Origin of the sequence: Pedobacter sp. PLR (assembly GCF_026239675.1) — a bacterium.
In the GTDB taxonomy this organism is placed as follows: Bacteria; Bacteroidota; Bacteroidia; order Sphingobacteriales; family Sphingobacteriaceae; genus Pedobacter.
In genome coordinates this window covers 38,582-55,291 of sequence record NZ_JAPIVQ010000009.1, presented here as the reverse complement: position 1 = coordinate 55,291, position 16,710 = coordinate 38,582, and the positions used below count along the sequence as shown (strand labels likewise).

Sequence of the window (16,710 nt, the reverse complement as noted above, 5' to 3'; positions counted from 1 at the left end):
TAAAATGCTTTTATTTTACTTTTCTAGGGGGTTTTTAGTTAATTAACTGAAATTAAAGGGCTTGAAGGTGAAAATAATTTTAAACTTTTTTTTAAGGTTGGAAAGGGCTTGAAGCGGATAGTCGCTTCTTTTGATGCTAACTCCCTTATATATGGAAGTCTTCATTGCCAATATTGCATTTTACATCGATTGCAGGTATCAATATAGTAATATAAAGACTTTATATTTGAAATGTACTGCATTTTTCCTAAAAAAGATGCCGATATTATAATTACTTGATTTTTTTTCGTAACTTAGTGTTCGAATCACACTATACCAACCAACAATAAATTAAACTTATGGAACAAACACAAGATCAGCAAGGGTTATACGACCAGCGTTTTGAACATGACGCATGTGGCATTGGTTTCGTTGCTCATATCAAGGGGAGAAAATCGCAACAAATCATTTCCGACGCAATAACCATTCTTGAAAATCTTGATCACCGCGGAGCTTGCGGCGCTGAAATTAACACTGGAGATGGTGCAGGTATCATGATACAGATCCCTCACGAATTTCTATATGACGAATGTCTTAAAATAGGATTCAGCTTAAATGAATCCGGAGACTATGGGGTAGGGATGTTGTTTTTACCGAAAGATGTTAAGGCGAGAGAAGAGTGCAGAGAAATCATTTATCGTGCAGGAGAGAAGCTGGGACTAGAAGTTCTGGGCTTTAGAAAAGTATTAACCAATACAGCAGGTATTGGAGATATGGCGCTATCTGTAGAGCCGGAAATGGAACAGGTATTTATCGCACGCCCGTATGCAATCGCTGCTGGTGCCGATTTTGAACGCAAGCTTTACGTTTTCAAGAATTACCTGTCGAAGACAATTAATAATACAGTAAAAGGGATTAACGGGGAGTTTTATATCGCCTCTTTCTCTTCCAGAACTATAGTATATAAAGGACAGCTGACCTCATTGCAGGTAAGATCCTATTTTACTGAGCTCAGCGATAAGCGTGTTGTTTCCGCTTTTGGCCTAATCCATAGCCGCTTTGCAACCAATACTTTCCCTTCCTGGAAATTAGCGCAACCTTTTAGGTATATCGCCCATAATGGAGAGATTAATACCCTTCAGGGTAACCTGAACTGGTTTAGAGCAAGCGTGAAGTCTTTGGCTTCCTCGCACTTTACGCCTGAAGAATTGAATATTTTACTTCCTGTAATTGATGAATCCAATTCCGATTCAGGTTGTTTAGATAATATAGTAGAGCTTTTAGTTCATGCAGGTCGTTCTCTGCCACATGTTTTGATGATGTTAATTCCTGAGGCATGGGACGGTAACGATGATATGGACGAGCTTAAACAAGCGTTTTATAAGTTCCATGCTACTTTAATGGAGCCTTGGGATGGACCAGCGGCTGTTTCCTTTACAGATGGTAACCTGATTGGAGCAACGTTGGATAGAAACGGATTACGTCCGCAAAGATATGCCATTACGGAAGATGACCATGTGATTATGGCGTCAGAAGCTGGTGCATTGGCTTTAGATCAAAGCAAAATTATTGAAAAGGGTAGGTTGACCCCTGGAAAGATGTTTGTCGTAGATATGGAGCAAGGTCGGATCATTTCTGATACGGAAATTAAGCAATTGGTATGTAGCCGCAGGCCATATGCAGATTGGTTAAATCAATATCAGATTAGATTAGAAGAACTTTCTGATCCAAGAGTCGTGTTTAGCGGTCTTTCTCAGGAGTCTATTTTTAAATACCAACAGGTGTTTGGATATAGCCGTGAGGATATCGATTTAATCCTGAAACCAATGGCTAAGGATGCTAAAGAACCGATCGGATCTATGGGAACCGATATTCCTTTGGCCATTTTATCACAAAAACCACAACACCTTTCTTCTTATTTTAAACAGTTATTCGCCCAGGTAACCAATCCACCAATCGACCCGATCAGGGAAAAAGTGGTGATGAGTCTTGCGGGATTCATGGGAAACAACGGAAATATTCTGGAAGAAAATGCTTTACAGTGTCACTGTGTAGGTATCAAGCATCCGATATTAACGAATTTAGAGCTGGAAAAACTTAGAAGTATAGATACTGGTGTATTCCAATCTAAAACTTTACAAACTTATTTCAGAGCTACAGGTAAACCTGGCGCTATGGCAAAAGCATTAGACAGATTGTGTCGCTATGCAGTTGATGCTGTGGAAGACGGTTTCCAGGTGATTATCCTATCCGATCGCGCTTTAGACTCTGAACACGCCGCAATTCCTTCTTTATTGGCTGTTTCAACTGTTCACCACCATTTGATCCGCAAGGGGTATAGAGGTGATGTTGGATTAGTAGTAGAGGCTGGTGATGTTTGGGAAGTTCACCATTTTGCTTGTTTAATTGGTTTCGGCGCGACTGCAGTAAATCCTTACTTAGCGGAAGAAACGATTACTGGTTTTGAAACAGAATTGGAGGTTAAACCGGCGAAACTTATACAGAACTATATATATGCTGTAAATAACGGATTGTTGAAGATTTTCTCTAAAATGGGTATTTCTACATTACAATCTTATCATGGTGCGCAAATCTTTGAGATTCTTGGTTTGAACAAACAAGTGGTCGACAATTACTTTACCGGTGCGGTTTCAAGAATCGGTGGTTTAGGGTTGGATGAGATCGCCAGAGAAACGCTGATCAAACACAACAGGATTTTCGGTTCGGCTACACGTCCGGATATGATCTTGCCTACTGGTGGTAATTACAAATGGAAACGTAAAGGAGAGCAACATTTGTTCAATCCTCAAACGATTCACTTGTTGCAAAATGCGACCAGAAAGAATGATTACAACGTATACAAACAATATTCTAAGCTCGTAAATGAGCAAACCAATCAAGCGTTTACGATCCGTGGATTGTTTGAATTTAATTACAAACGTCCTTCAGTGCCTTTGTCGGAGGTAGAACCAATTGAAAAGATATTTAAACGTTTTGCAACAGGTGCAATGTCTTTCGGTTCCATTTCTCATGAAGCGCACTCTACTTTGGCTATTGCCATGAACCGTATCGGTGGAAAGAGTAATACCGGAGAAGGTGGTGAGGATGAATTGCGCTATGAGACTTTACCTAACGGTGATTCTATGCGCTCTGCGATCAAACAGATTGCCTCTGCACGTTTCGGCGTAACGAGTTATTATCTGAGCAACGCAGATGAGTTACAAATTAAAATGGCACAAGGTGCGAAACCTGGTGAAGGTGGACAATTACCTGGTGATAAAGTAGACGAATGGATTGCAAAAGTTCGTCATGCGACACCTGGCGTAGGTCTGATCTCACCGCCGCCACACCATGATATTTATTCTATTGAGGATTTAGCACAGCTGATCTTTGATTTGAAAAATGCTAACCGTGAGGCTAGAATCAATGTGAAACTAGTTTCTAAAGCAGGTGTAGGTACGATTGCTGCCGGTGTAGCGAAAGCTCACGCAGATGTGATCCTGGTTTCAGGATTTGACGGTGGTACCGGTGCTTCTCCATTAACTTCTATCCAACATGCTGGATTACCATGGGAACTTGGTTTAGCGGAAGCGCACCAGACTTTGGTTAAAAACCGCTTACGTAGCAGGGTAGTATTACAAACGGATGGCCAATTGAAAACGGGTAGAGACATCGCTATTGCAGCCCTTTTAGGTGCTGAAGAATGGGGTGTAGCAACTGCAGCTCTGGTAACCGCTGGCTGTATTATGATGAGAAAATGTCATTTGAATACTTGTCCGGTTGGTGTGGCTACTCAGGATCCTAACCTGAGAAAGTTGTTTACCGGTGAGGCAGATCACGTTGTGAACTTATTCAGATTCTTAGCGGAAGAGTTGAGAGAGACGATGGCAGAACTTGGTTTCAGAACAGTGGAAGAGATGGTTGGTCAGGCAGATGCTTTAAGCGTACGTGCAATTGATCCGGGCGACTGGAAATTAAAAGATCTGGATCTTTCTGCGATCTTATATAAAGCACCAGACAATGGGTTGAGCTTATTCCAGACAGAAACACAAGATCATGGCCTGACGGATATTTTAGATCATCAACTGATCAAAGCTGCTGCTCCTGCATTGTTAAATAAAGAGCCGATTTACAGAGAATTTGAAGTAAAGAACACGAATCGTGCTATAGGTACGATGCTTTCAAACGAGGTTTCAAAAATCTACAAATCACAAGGTTTACCGGCAGATACGATCAACTTTAAATTCAAAGGTTCAGCGGGACAAAGTTTTGGTGCTTTTGCAGCAAAAGGAATCTCCTTGCAATTAGAAGGTGAAGCAAATGATTATGTAGGTAAAGGTCTTTCTGGCGCTAGATTATCGATCTATCCTTTTAGTACGATCAGCTATGTGCCTGAGCAAAATATCATCATCGGTAACGTAGCCTTATATGGTGCAACTTCGGGTGAATTGTATGTGAGAGGTCAGGCCGGTGAAAGGTTTGCGGTAAGAAATTCTGGTGCTACAGCTGTAGTAGAAGGCTTAGGTGATCATGGTTGTGAATATATGACCGGCGGTGAAGTGTTGGTGATCGGTGATACGGGTAGCAATTTCGCTGCTGGTATGAGCGGTGGTGTAGCCTGGATCTATGATATGAAACAAGAATTTACCAATAAATGTAATAAGGAAATGGTAGACCTTGATCCACTGGATGAACAGGATGAATTACGCATCAATGTGTTATTGAAAAAACACATCCAACTTACAGATAGTAGTTTAGCTAAGTTTATCTTAAGTGACTGGGCAACTCAATCTGCACATTTCATCAAGGTATTCCCTAAAGAATACAAAGCAGTAATGATGAAAAGAGCTACCGTAAGTGTTTAAGTATAGTCCAGCACAAAACAAGAGCCACCACCGTAAATTGAAACACAAAATGACGAGAACCACTAAACTAAATATAGCTTAACTATGGGAAAAGTAACCGGATTTTTAGAGTATGAGAGAACTGCTCCTATAAAAGAAGATGCTAAAGAACGTTTAAAGCATTATAATGAATTTGTAGAGAATTTTGAACTAGAGCAGGTAAACCGTGAAGCCGCAAGGTGTATGGATTGCGGCGTTCCATTCTGTCAGTCGGGTTGCCCGCTGGGAAATGTGATTCCGGAATTCAATGACGCGGTATATAAAGGAGACTGGCAGTTGGCGTCAACTATATTGTTGAGCACCAATAACTTTCCTGAGTTCACCGGAAGAATTTGTCCTGCACCATGCGAGTCAGCATGTGTGCTGGGGATTAACAAATCACCGGTATCTATTGAAGAAATTGAAAAACATATTATTGAGATTGCCTTCAATAAAGGGTATATCAAAGCGGAAGAGCCGTTGATCCGTACAGGTAAGAAAGTTGCCGTTATTGGTTCAGGTCCTGCCGGACTTGCAGCAGCAGCGCAATTAAACAGAGCTGGACATGAGGTCGTGGTATACGAACGCGATGATGCACCAGGTGGTTTGTTGAATTATGGTATTCCTGATTTTAAACTTCAGAAGGATATTGTAACCAGACGTATCAACCTGATGGAAAAAGAGGGTATTGTTTTCAAATGTAATTCCAATGTTGGCGTAAATGTAGAGTTGAACACTTTACTGAGAGAGTTCCAGAGTATCGTTTTGGCGGGTGGTTCTACCATCCCAAGAGATTTGAACATCACTGGCCGCGAGGCAAAAGGGGTTCATTATGCAATGGATTTCCTAAAACAACAGAACAAGCGTGTTAAAAATATTAGCTTCGAAGAAGAGGCAATCCTGGCTACCGGTAAGGATGTGATCGTGATTGGTGGTGGTGATACAGGTTCCGATTGTATCGGAACATCTAACCGTCAGGGCGCCAAATCTGTAATGCAGTTCGAGATTATGCCAATGCCTTCGTCGCAACGTACTTCTAATATGCCATGGCCAACATTCCCAATGTTGCTTAAAGTGACTTCTTCGCATGAAGAAGGTTGCGAAAGAGCATGGGGTGTAAACACCAAGGAGTTTATCAAAGATGAAAATGGCAACCTTAAAGCTTTAAAGGTGGTAGACGTAGAATGGGAAATTGATCCTACAGGCAGACCTTTGAACTTCAAAGAGAAACCAGGTACGGAAAGAGATTTACCTTGTCAGCTGGTTTTATTGGCGATGGGTTTCTTACATCCTCAGAAAGAAGGCTTAATTGAAAAATTAGGGGTAGAGCTGGACAACAGAGGTAACGTAAAAGCTGAAGAAGGTAAGTATCAAACCAATATCGCAAAGATCTTTGCAGCAGGAGATATGCGTCGTGGACAATCGTTGGTTGTCTGGGCTATTTCTGAAGGTAGAGAAGCTGCCCGTAAGGTAGATGAATACCTGATGGGTCACAGCAGACTCGCTTCAAAAGACGGTATTCCTTACGCATAATTAATAAAGAATAAATTTGTAGAAATTATTCCACCATCTAACTAAAAGCAGCTATCACCTATGTGTTGATAGCTGCTTTTTTTATGAATTATTTTCCTGTACTGAAATAGTTCATCGCCAATTCCTTTAGGAATTTCAAAATAAGAACCAATCAACAGAACTTTTGCACTGTGATCCTTTATGGTCTTTTCCTGCCTCTGCGGACCAGGTAAAACTGGTCTTATTCCGCTCAATATCAACTTCATACTGCTTTTTTTTGACGAAAAAATGCCCAATTTACATGTTTAATCCACATTTGTGAAACTTGTAATAAAAAAGAGACAGTTTGATTCAAATAATTGGTTTGTTGCTTAAATTTAAGTAACAAACTAATTCTAATAGGACTATGAAAAAATCACTACTCTTTTTAATGCTTCTATTGCTATTTAGCATAGCCGCATGGGCACAAACTCGTACGATTACGGGAACTGTGATAGCTGCAAGTGACCAAAAACCCCTCCCTGGAGTATCCATAAGGGTGGTTGGACAGAAAACAGCTACCTTAACAAATTCAGCTGGCAGGTATAGTATTCAAGTTGCAGGTACAAACCTGAGTCTGGAGTTTTCTTACCTGGGTTTTAAAACCCAAACGAAAACAATTGGAAGTAATAATCAGATAGATGTTTCTTTATCTGATGAAGAAACCAGTTTAAATGAAATTGTAGTTACCGCGCTCGGCATAAAGCGGGATAAACGTACTTTAACTTATTCCACGCAGGAAGTAGGTGGTAATGCTTTAGTCGCTGCAAAGGAAAATAATCTGGTGAATGCCTTAGCGGGTAAGGTGGCAGGGGTTCAGATTACGAATTCCAGTGGTGCCGCCGGTAGTTCTTCGAAAATTGTGATTCGGGGAAATACCTCTTTAACCGGGGAAAACGGTGCTTTATTTGTTGTGGATGGCGTACCTATTAATAACTCGGAAGCAGGAAATCCTGATGGCGCCTTAAGTGCAGGAGGTACAGCCAATAGAGCTATTGACATTGATCCAAATATTATAGAAAGTGTGACTATACTAAAAGGTGCCGCTGCAAGTGCGCTGTATGGCTCTGCTGCTGCAAGGGGTGTTGTTATTATTACCACAAAAACAGGTAAGGGGAGACCTTCAGTTTCTGTCTCTACAGGAATTACGGTAGACCACCCAATATTTCCCGAGTTTCAGGATAAGTATGCTCAAGGTAACAATGGGGTATATGTAGACGGAAATAACGGAGAATTAGGCTCAGGTTCCTGGGGGCCACTTATTGATGGCTTAATGGTGAATGGTGCTCCTGTGCAAAAACACGATCCCCGAAAGGAATTTTTCAGAACGGGAATCACAAGCGACAATACGGTTGCTGTGAGTGGTGCGAGCGATAAATCAACCTATCTGGTTTCATATTCCTACTTAAAAACCAAGGGAACAATGCCGGGTACAGATTTCGGTCGTCATTCGTTCTTTACTAAGTTTTCGAATAATATTACTGATAAGATCAATGTTATTGGGCAGCTGAATTATATCAATACTTCTAATGATCGTTTACCTGAGGGAAATAGTCTTGCAAGCCCATTCTGGACGGTTTACTCTGCACCAATATCCTGGGATCCATTGCCTACTACTTATCCGGATGGAACACAAAGGGTCTATCGTGCCGCAAGGAATAATCCTTATTGGTTAGTGGACAATGTCCAGTTCAGTTCCCTGGTAAACAGATTTTTACCGGTTTTTACTGTTACTTATAATCCCACTCCATGGCTAACTATCACAGAGCGTTTGGGTGCAGATATCTTTAATGATGATACTCATTACCATGAAGCTCCCGGAATTGTGGGTGGTGAATCTGATAATGGTAAAATGTACAACAGAGAGATTAATTTCAGACAATATAACCATGATCTGATCATCGAAGCGAAGAAGAACTTCGGAGAGGATTTCTTTGGAAGCATTTTGATCGGTAATAATATTCTGGCTTCTGATCAAAAAACAGTTTTTGACAAGGGTATAGGTTTATCCGCAAAAGATTTCTATAATATTGCTAATGCATCCACTCAAATCTCCACAATTACAGAAAGTAATTATAGAAAAGTAGGCGTTTATGCGCAAATGACAGGAGAATACAAGAGAATGCTATCCTTGTCTTTAACGGGAAGGTATGATGGAACTTCTGTCCTGAGCAGCAATAAACAATTTTATCCATATGGTTCAGCATCTGCTGCTTTTATCTTTACCGAAGCACTGGGAATGAACAAAAACCCCATTATGAATTTCGGTAAATTCCGTATTTCTTATTCTTATGTTGGAAATGATAACGTTGCACCCTACAGTATTGGAACCCCATATGTAAAACCTGTTATTGGAAATATAGAGTTCCCTTATGACAATCTGAATGGATTCTTATTAACCAATACTTACGGCGATAAGAACCTGAAGAATGAAGGTTTAAAGGAATTTGAAACTGGTTTGGAATTCAAATTTCTCCAAAGCAGGTTGAATTTTGAAGCTACTTATTTTAATAAAGTAAGTCAGGATCTAATCAGTACAACACCAATTACCCCTTCAAGTGGTTTTAATGCAGCTGTTATCAATGCGGCAAGTATGTATAACCGTGGTCTTGAACTGGTATTAGGCGGTACTCCTGTCAAAACAAAGGACATCACCTGGGATATTAGCCTGAATTTCACGAAGATTAAGAATAAAGTAACTGATATCGGACAAGGTCTTGATAATATTCAGTTTGCAGGCTTTGTAAGCCCGGGTGTATTTGCCTATAAAGATCAACCTTATGCCGTTATTTTTGGTTCCAGGTACCTTCGGAATGATGCAGGAAGTCTAGTCATTGATGATGAAGGTTATCCTATAATTGATGAAACACTTGGAGCCATTGGAAATACAGTGCCAAAATGGAATGCTGGTTTAACCACCACCTTCACCTATAAAGGTATTAGCCTATCAGCTGTACTTGACATGAAAAAGGGTGGGGATGTGTACAATCTTGATAATTTTTACCTTAACTTTTATGGGGTTACTAAAATTACCGAAGACAGAACTGCAACTAAAGTTATTGAAGGGGTGACTGAAGATGGTTCACCAAACACAAAACAAATTACATTAGATCAAAAGTACTATCAGGAAAATTTTTCAGCAGTGGATGAAAATGGAGTAGAGGATGGGACTTATGTTAAATTAAGACAAGTAACCCTGGCTTATACTTTTCCAGCGGACGTATTAAAGAAGATGCCATTTAAAGGGCTTAGCGTATCTGCTACAGGCCGGAATTTATGGTTCTATACCCCACATTATACAGGTTCAGATCCTGAAGTGAGTTTGTATGGAACAGGAAATGGAGGTGGCTTTACCAACTTTGTAACGCCATCTAATAAAAGCTTCAATTTTGCTGTAAAAGTCACTTTTTAAACAGATCAATCATGAAAAAGATATATTATTTATTCGTAGCATTTTTAATGCTGATTTCTGCATCTGGATGTAAGAAATATTTGGATATCAATAAAGATCCGAACAATCCTTTAGATGTTCAGGAGGCGCTGATTTTAACACCTGTTGAGCTCTATACTACGACCAATATTCTAGGAGGTTTTCCTGGCTCTGTTGCTGCTTACTGGACGCAACAACTGGCTATAAATCAGCCTGCACCGGAAATTGACAGCTACAGAATTACCCCTAGCGACGTGAACAATACCTGGAGTTTTGACCTTTACCCTGCCGTTTTTAACAACCTGAAAATCATGATTGGTAAAGCCGAAACAGGGGGGAACAATAGTTATGCTGCCATAGGAAAAATATTGCTGGCCTACAACCTGGCAATTTGTACGGATCTATTCGGAGATATTCCATACTCGGAAGCCTTTCGCGCACTAGATGGATTAAAGCCAAAATATGATAGTCAGGAAGATATTTACAAGGTTATTCAACAAAACCTGGACGAAGCTATTGCCATCCTGAATACTACACCAACCGGGATTACCGCAAAAGCAGATGACCTGATTTATGGTGGTGATTTCCCTTCCTGGAAGAAGTTTGCTTACACGCTAAAAGCCAGATATTACCTGCGGTTAAGTAAGGCAGCAGGGTATTCTGCTTCAACACAGGCTGACCTTGCGCTCGCTGCTTTGCAAAATGGTTTTTCAAACAATAGCGAAAATGCTAAAGTAACGTATAAAGGTGGCGATAAATCACAAAATCCATGGTACCGTGGAACGCTACCAGGTGCAGGTGGTGTGGTGTTAAACAAAACTTTTGTCGACTTATTAACTGCAAATAGCGATCCCAGGCTGCCTATCCTTGGTCTTCCGGGTACTGGTGGAGTCTTTTTGGGTAGAGAAAGTGGTACGGATCCCGATCCGAATCCAAAAATATATGCAACTGTAGGACCCAAAGTTGGTGGTTATTTACTCCTGGATCAGGTAGGGCCCTCAGCACCTGTTTATCTGGCAACCTATGCTGAGGCTTTGTTTGTTAAAGCTGAAGCTACATTAATAAAATCCGGTGCAGCCATTGCCCAGCCTATATTTGAAGAAGCCATCAGGCAAAATATGCTTTCTTTAGGGGTCAGTACAAATGATATAAACACTTATATCACTGCACACGGGACACTGGATCCAACTACTCCGCTTAAGAGCTTAATTGGTGAAAAGTATGTGGCTAATTTCTTATCACTGGAAGCTTATAATGACTGGCGTAGAACCGGATATCCAACGCTAAATGTCGTTGTTAATGCATTCCGACCTTATATACCTCAGCGTTTTCCTTATCCTTCTCAGGAGATTACGTCAAACCCTCAGCCTCAACAGGGAATATTGACTTCGGTGCCGGTATGGTGGGCAAAATAACCCATTTACAAACAAGACCGATTTTAAAACAAAATAGCTGTTTACCTAAAGGTAAGCAGCTATTTTGTTATTTGTCGTTAGGATTCTTTTTATTTGCAAGCAGCATATTGATCGTTTTCTCTATTCTGCCAATTCTGGTTTTATCTTGTTTCGCTGTCAATATCCACAATACATATTCTTTTTTATGAGAGTAGGCCAGCGACAGGAAATATTCCAGCGCCCGAGGATATTTTTTTAATGCGAATTCCAGATCCTCAGGCATTTTCACCTGTTTATTCAGTACATCAATGTAGTTCGAGAAATCATTCTTTTGAATGTTCTCATTCCTGACTGCCGATGCTTTCACCAATGCAATTGGTTTAAGACGGATACCCGTCCAAATCTCAGAAATTGATGCAGAGGCGCAGGGTGTCAATTGATAAGTTTTCAACTCGTTCCATGGCCCCATCATGTTTAAATCAGTGGGTATTCCTGAGTTTTTTTTAGGGTAAGCAATCCAGAATAAGGTATTTGGTTGCAGCTTTTTATGTAATCCATCCAGATGCTCCTCCAGTTCATAACCATTGGCCACAAATAATATGACCGCATCAAACTCTTTTTCAGGATTAAAGCTGAGCTGTATTGCATCAAAATCACCCAATATTTCCACTAAGTTCTCCGGAGCATTCTCAATGAGAACTTTGTACCCGGGTTTTACATGTAGTTTTTTGAGTAATTTGTTTTCCATAAATCAGCATGCGTTAAAACGTTATTTATAATCTTAGTTTGGCAAAGAAATCCCACAATACAATCCCTGCAGAGATCACAATATTGAAAGAGTGTTTAGTTCCAAATTGCGGAATTTCTATGCATTCATCAATTTGTGTCATTACCTCATCGCTCACGCCGTTCACTTCGTTTCCAAAGATTAAGGCGTATTTTTTCTGTGTATCTGGCTGAAATGTGTTCAACATGGTGCTTCCCGAAGCCTGTTCAATGGCTATGATTTCATATCCATCCTTACGTAAACTGGCCACAGCATCCAATGTGGTTTCAAAATGTTCCCAGGCTACCGACTGGGTGGCACCTAATGCTGTTTTTTCTATTTCACGGTGTGGGGGTTGAGCTGTAATGCCGCAGAGATATAATTTCTCTATTGCAAAACCATCAGCTGTTCTAAATACAGAGCCAATATTGTGCATACTACGCACATTATCCAACACTACAATAACCGGTAATTTTTCCTGTTCTTTAAACTCTTCTACACCTACGCGGTTTAGCTCGTCTGTTTTTAATTTCTTCATTAAGGACTATTATTCTAGGCGGCAAAAATAAGATTAAATTGCAGAAGCACCATTGCCAATCTCACTGATATAGATCGAAGCTGGATATCCGATGCGTTCTACGTAGAAATCAGTCAATTGTTTAGCGAAATCGTCTTCCTGACCTTTTTTAAGCAGGGCGATAGCACACCCGCCAAAACCCGCACCGGTCATTCTTGCACCAATTACGTGCTCGTAATCACTACAAAACTCAACAACAGCATCTAGTTCTTTACCGGTAACCTCATATAGATCTTTTAAGGATTGATGCGAAGCATACATTAAGCGACCAAATTCTTGCAGATCGCCTTCATTTAATGCCTTCCCGGCAAGATTCACGCGGTCGTTTTCTCTGATCACATGAGTAGCTCTTTTTAATACCGTTTCATCTGTGATCAATTGACTATGTAAAGCAAACTTCTCTGCATTTAATTCACATAGATTATTCAATTTAACTTCCTTGTTTAGATCTGCTAAAGCGGTTTGACATTCAGCAACTCTTTCATTGTATTTTGATTCCGCAAGCTTTCTTGGTTTATTCGTATTGATGATGGCTAATCGGTAATCTCCAAGGTTACAGGCTACTGATTTGTATTTTAAAGTATCACAATTCAGCACTAAAGCTTTGTGTTCTTCTCCAAATGCAACGGCAAACTGGTCCATTATGCCGCAATTCACACCTATAAATTCGTTTTCAACCTTCTGTGCCAGCAATGGAATCTCAATTTTCTCATAACCTAAACCAAAGAAATCATTCAATGCATAAGCCATCGCCACTTCTATAGAAGCGGAAGAAGAAAGTCCGGATCCGATAGGAATATTACCGTAAAACAACAAGTCCAGCCCGGTAGGGATTTTATGTTTTTTAAGAATTTCGTGGAATACACCTAATGGGTAATTGTACCATTCAGAGCCGGTTTTAGTATAAGTATCCTGTAAGGGAATCTCCAGTTCCTCAGGGAAGTTCAAACTTTTAAAGCGAATTACCTGGTCATTATTAGGGGCAATACTTAACCAGGTACCTAGTGTTATCGCGCAGGGCATCACTAATCCACCGTTATAATCAATATGCTCGCCAATCAGATTAACGCGTCCAGGGGTAAAGTAGTTCGCCTTTGGTTCTTGTCCATATAGCGCTGAGAATTTTTCGGTCAATTCCGCTTTCATTGTAATTTTTTAAATTAATGTTTTTGTTTTAAGTAAAGTATTGATAGTATTGTTATAAATAACAACCGCCCTAATATACAATTTATGGAAACAAAGCTAATCAAGACCGGGAAATTTATTGACGATAAAGAAGTCTTCGGAATTGAGTTAACAAATACGCATGGTACTTATGTAAAAATATACAACTATGGTGCAATCATCAATAAGTTCATAGTGACCAATAAGCATGGTGAAAAGCAGGATATCGTTCTTGGTTTTGATGATTTTGAGGGATATATTAATGCAGATTACCTGGCTGATTATCCTTACCTGGGGGCGGTAATCGGGCGCTATGCCAACCGTATTAAAAACGGAAGATTTTCCATTGACGGAAAAGTTCATCAGTTGTCGCAAGCTAAAGGCGGAGATTGCCTTCATGGTGGAGATATCGGCTTCGACAGAAAAGTATGGACAATTTTACCAACCATTGATCCAAGCCTGACTTTACAATATATCAGTCCTGCGGGAGAAGAGAATTTCCCTGGTAACCTGACCGTTCAGCTGACCTTTAAGTTAACAGATGATAATGAATTGAGATTGGATTATAAAGCGACAACAGATGAAGCAACTGCCATCAACCTGACCCATCATAGTTATTTCAATTTATCTCCGGATCTGGGTGTAATTGATCAGCACTTCCATAGAATGCCTGCAAGCAATTACCTGGAACAGGATGATAACTATGTTGTAACCGGAAAGTTAATCCCTGTAGAGGGCACAAATCACGACTTCCTTGGCGGAAAAACCTTTGCTCATGACTGGAATCCGGAAGAAGGTTACGATCAAACGTATGTTTTAGATAAACCTTATGGTGAGTTTACTTTAGCTTCCGAGACTTCTGAAGAGAAAAGCGGACTAAAACTATCGGTCTATACCACTGAGCCTGTTGCGCATCTTTACACCGCTAAATACTTATCGGTAAAAGAAGGAAAAGGAGGTGCAACATACCATCCTTATGAAGCCTTCTGCGTGGAAACACAGCACCATCCAAATGGGATCAATATCCCTTCTTTTCCGGGTACGATTTTGAGACCCGGAGAGACTTACACACAAACTACAGTTTATAAAATAGAACATAATTAATATGAAAGTCGACATCTGGTCGGACGTAAGATGTCCGTTTTGCTATATAGGAAAGAGAAAGTTTGAAACTGCGCTCGCAGATTTTGAACACAAGGGAGAAATAGAAGTGGAATGGCATAGCTTCGAGCTGGATCCGAATGCGGCAACAGTACTCGATAAAACTTCTGAAGAATATTTGGCAGAACGTTATGGGAAGTCAAAAGAATGGGCAGCAGAAACCCATAAAAATGTTGCCGATGCCGCTGCCGCAGTTGGACTTACCTTTAATTTTGACCAGGCAATTGTGGCCAATTCTTTTGATGCTCACCGGTTAATTCAGCTGGCAAAAACAAAAGGCCTTGGCGATGAAATAGAAGAGGCTATGTTTAAAGCTCATTTTACTGATGGAAAAAATATCGATGATCATGAATCATTGCAGCAAATCGGGGTTTCTATTGGCTTAGATGCCTTAGAGATCAAGGAAATGTTAAATAGTGATCGTTTTACTGATGAAGTAAGATATGATGAGAAAACTGCGGAAACAATAGGTGTTCGCGGGGTTCCATTTTTCGTATTCAATGATAAACTGGCCGTTTCAGGTGCACAACCACCGGAAACATTTCTAGGTGCTTTAAATCAAGCCTGGGAATCACGCTAACCCTGGTCTGCTGATTCATTCAGAAGGAGAGGTACTGGTGTTAAAAAACAAAAGCCTTGCAGAATCAATCCTGCAAGGCTTTTGTTTTTCCTAAAAGTTGAGCGATTCACAGGTACTTATCAGACATTTTGCAATACCTGCTGCTCTAACACTTGTTGCTCCAGTAATGGTAGGGTTAAATGCACAAAGAAAGCATCTTTAGTTTCCCCGTCCTCATAATTCAGTTTTATTGCATCCCCGTAAAGTTGACTGTAATTACTTTGGTATTCTTCCAGGTCTGCTAAAAGTTGAGCTGTTACACCAGCACCGTAGTCCATTTCCAGATGGAGTTCATCCGATTCAATCAATACTATAATGTCCAGTGAAACGGCTTGATGGTGTCTTATTTTACAAAAAGGTTCCAAAAGGTTAACTATAGAAAGAGGCGCAATATATTTATTATTGTTTTCTCCCTGAATTGCTAGTTTAATATGGAGCTGATGATGTAAATGATCCAAACTAATGAAGTGGACAAAAGATTGAAAAGCAGAAAGTTCTTCCTTGAGTGGGCTGTATAATTGTCTGCCTCTATACAGCCGGTACCTCAACAAATCTGAAAAGGTAAGAATGGCTTCAGGTGTCGTTTCTTCCGGTATTTTAGCCGATTCTTTTAACTGATGTAAACTCCTCATTAAGAAGTCAGGATTGATGTTGTTTTTTAACAGGTCAAGTTTTACCTGCTCAATTTCCTTTTTTTCCTTTTCCAATTCTAAAAGTGTACTGTTTTCTTCATTCTTCTCCATAAAGAAGAGCATGATAGAGAAGAACAGGAAGTTTAAAAGATAACTGGTTAACTTAGTCGAATATATGTGAGCGAAGCTAAGGTCTTTATCTATTTCTATAGGGTCAGTCAGATGAATGAAGGCCTTACCAAAAAGGACATCAATAGCCGATATTCCCAGATAACCGATAATGACCAGAAGCCAGAATTGCAGATTTTTATTCCTTTTAAAAAAATACGGGATAAAGTATAAGCAATAGAGATAGAAAAAGGTGGCGATCAATAAATTCGTTAGAAAAAAATGATGGTAAATTAATGAAAATGTAATCGGTCCCTTTGCCTGCATAATCGTAGCACCAACCAATACCCAGACCCAATAAACCAGATGAGCAACCCATCGGTATTTATTAAAATAAACCCAGCGATTGCGCTCGTTAATTTCTTGTTGTACAAAACTGCTCATGT

General features: G+C 40.1%; 10 protein-coding genes. 6 read left to right on the top strand and 4 right to left on the bottom strand.

Going from position 1 to position 16,710, the window contains the following annotated elements; translation table 11 throughout:
• The first annotated feature begins 338 nt into the window (after nt 1-338).
• The 4 genes from gltB (at nt 339) to OQX61_RS20635 (ending at nt 11,258) form a co-directional block, all read left to right on the top strand.
• A complete protein-coding gene (gene gltB, locus OQX61_RS20650) occupies nt 339-4,844 on the top strand; it encodes a glutamate synthase large subunit (protein ID WP_265843710.1) in 4,506 nt (1,501 codons plus the stop codon).
• 84 nt (nt 4,845-4,928) lie between these two features.
• Complete coding sequence (locus OQX61_RS20645) at nt 4,929-6,395, top strand: glutamate synthase subunit beta (protein ID WP_265843709.1); 1,467 nt, start codon at nt 4,929-4,931, stop codon at nt 6,393-6,395.
• Between the two features lie 385 nt (nt 6,396-6,780).
• Nucleotides 6,781-9,825, top strand: coding sequence for a SusC/RagA family TonB-linked outer membrane protein (locus OQX61_RS20640; RefSeq protein ID WP_265843708.1), 3,045 nt, complete (start codon nt 6,781-6,783; stop codon nt 9,823-9,825).
• Nucleotides 9,826-9,836: 11 nt separating this feature from the next.
• On the top strand, nt 9,837-11,258 hold the full coding sequence (locus OQX61_RS20635) for a SusD/RagB family nutrient-binding outer membrane lipoprotein (protein ID WP_265843707.1): 1,422 nt from the start codon (nt 9,837-9,839) through the stop codon (nt 11,256-11,258).
• 67 nt (nt 11,259-11,325) lie between these two features.
• Here OQX61_RS20635 and OQX61_RS20630 read toward each other — a convergent pair whose 3' ends face one another.
• From OQX61_RS20630 to OQX61_RS20620, 3 genes are read right to left on the bottom strand one after another with little or no spacing between them, the layout of a single operon-like run.
• Nucleotides 11,326-11,985, bottom strand: coding sequence for a YdeI/OmpD-associated family protein (locus OQX61_RS20630; RefSeq protein WP_265843706.1), 660 nt, complete (start codon nt 11,983-11,985; stop codon nt 11,326-11,328).
• Nucleotides 11,986-12,010: 25 nt separating this feature from the next.
• On the bottom strand, nt 12,011-12,541 hold the full coding sequence (locus tag OQX61_RS20625) for an RNA methyltransferase (protein WP_265843705.1): 531 nt from the start codon (nt 12,539-12,541) through the stop codon (nt 12,011-12,013).
• Nucleotides 12,542-12,574: 33 nt separating this feature from the next.
• On the bottom strand, nt 12,575-13,726 hold the full coding sequence (locus OQX61_RS20620) for a galactokinase (RefSeq protein ID WP_265843704.1): 1,152 nt from the start codon (nt 13,724-13,726) through the stop codon (nt 12,575-12,577).
• Between the two features lie 84 nt (nt 13,727-13,810).
• Here OQX61_RS20620 and OQX61_RS20615 point away from each other — a divergent pair, with 84 nt between their 5' ends.
• Together OQX61_RS20615 and OQX61_RS20610 are read left to right on the top strand one after the other, a co-directional pair.
• A complete protein-coding gene (locus tag OQX61_RS20615; RefSeq protein ID WP_265843703.1) occupies nt 13,811-14,848 on the top strand; it encodes an aldose epimerase family protein in 1,038 nt (345 codons plus the stop codon).
• Nucleotide 14,849: 1 nt separating this feature from the next.
• The gene (locus OQX61_RS20610) at nt 14,850-15,485 is read left to right on the top strand and encodes a DsbA family oxidoreductase (protein WP_265843702.1); all 636 of its coding nucleotides are present in this window, start codon (nt 14,850-14,852) and stop codon (nt 15,483-15,485) included.
• A 119-nt stretch (nt 15,486-15,604) separates the two neighbouring features.
• On the opposite strand, the gene OQX61_RS20605 is transcribed toward OQX61_RS20610, so the two are convergent.
• Nucleotides 15,605-16,708, bottom strand: a complete 1,104-nt coding sequence (locus tag OQX61_RS20605) for a histidine kinase (protein WP_265843701.1) — start codon at nt 16,706-16,708, stop codon at nt 15,605-15,607.
• Between the last annotated feature and the right edge of the window lie 2 nt (nt 16,709-16,710).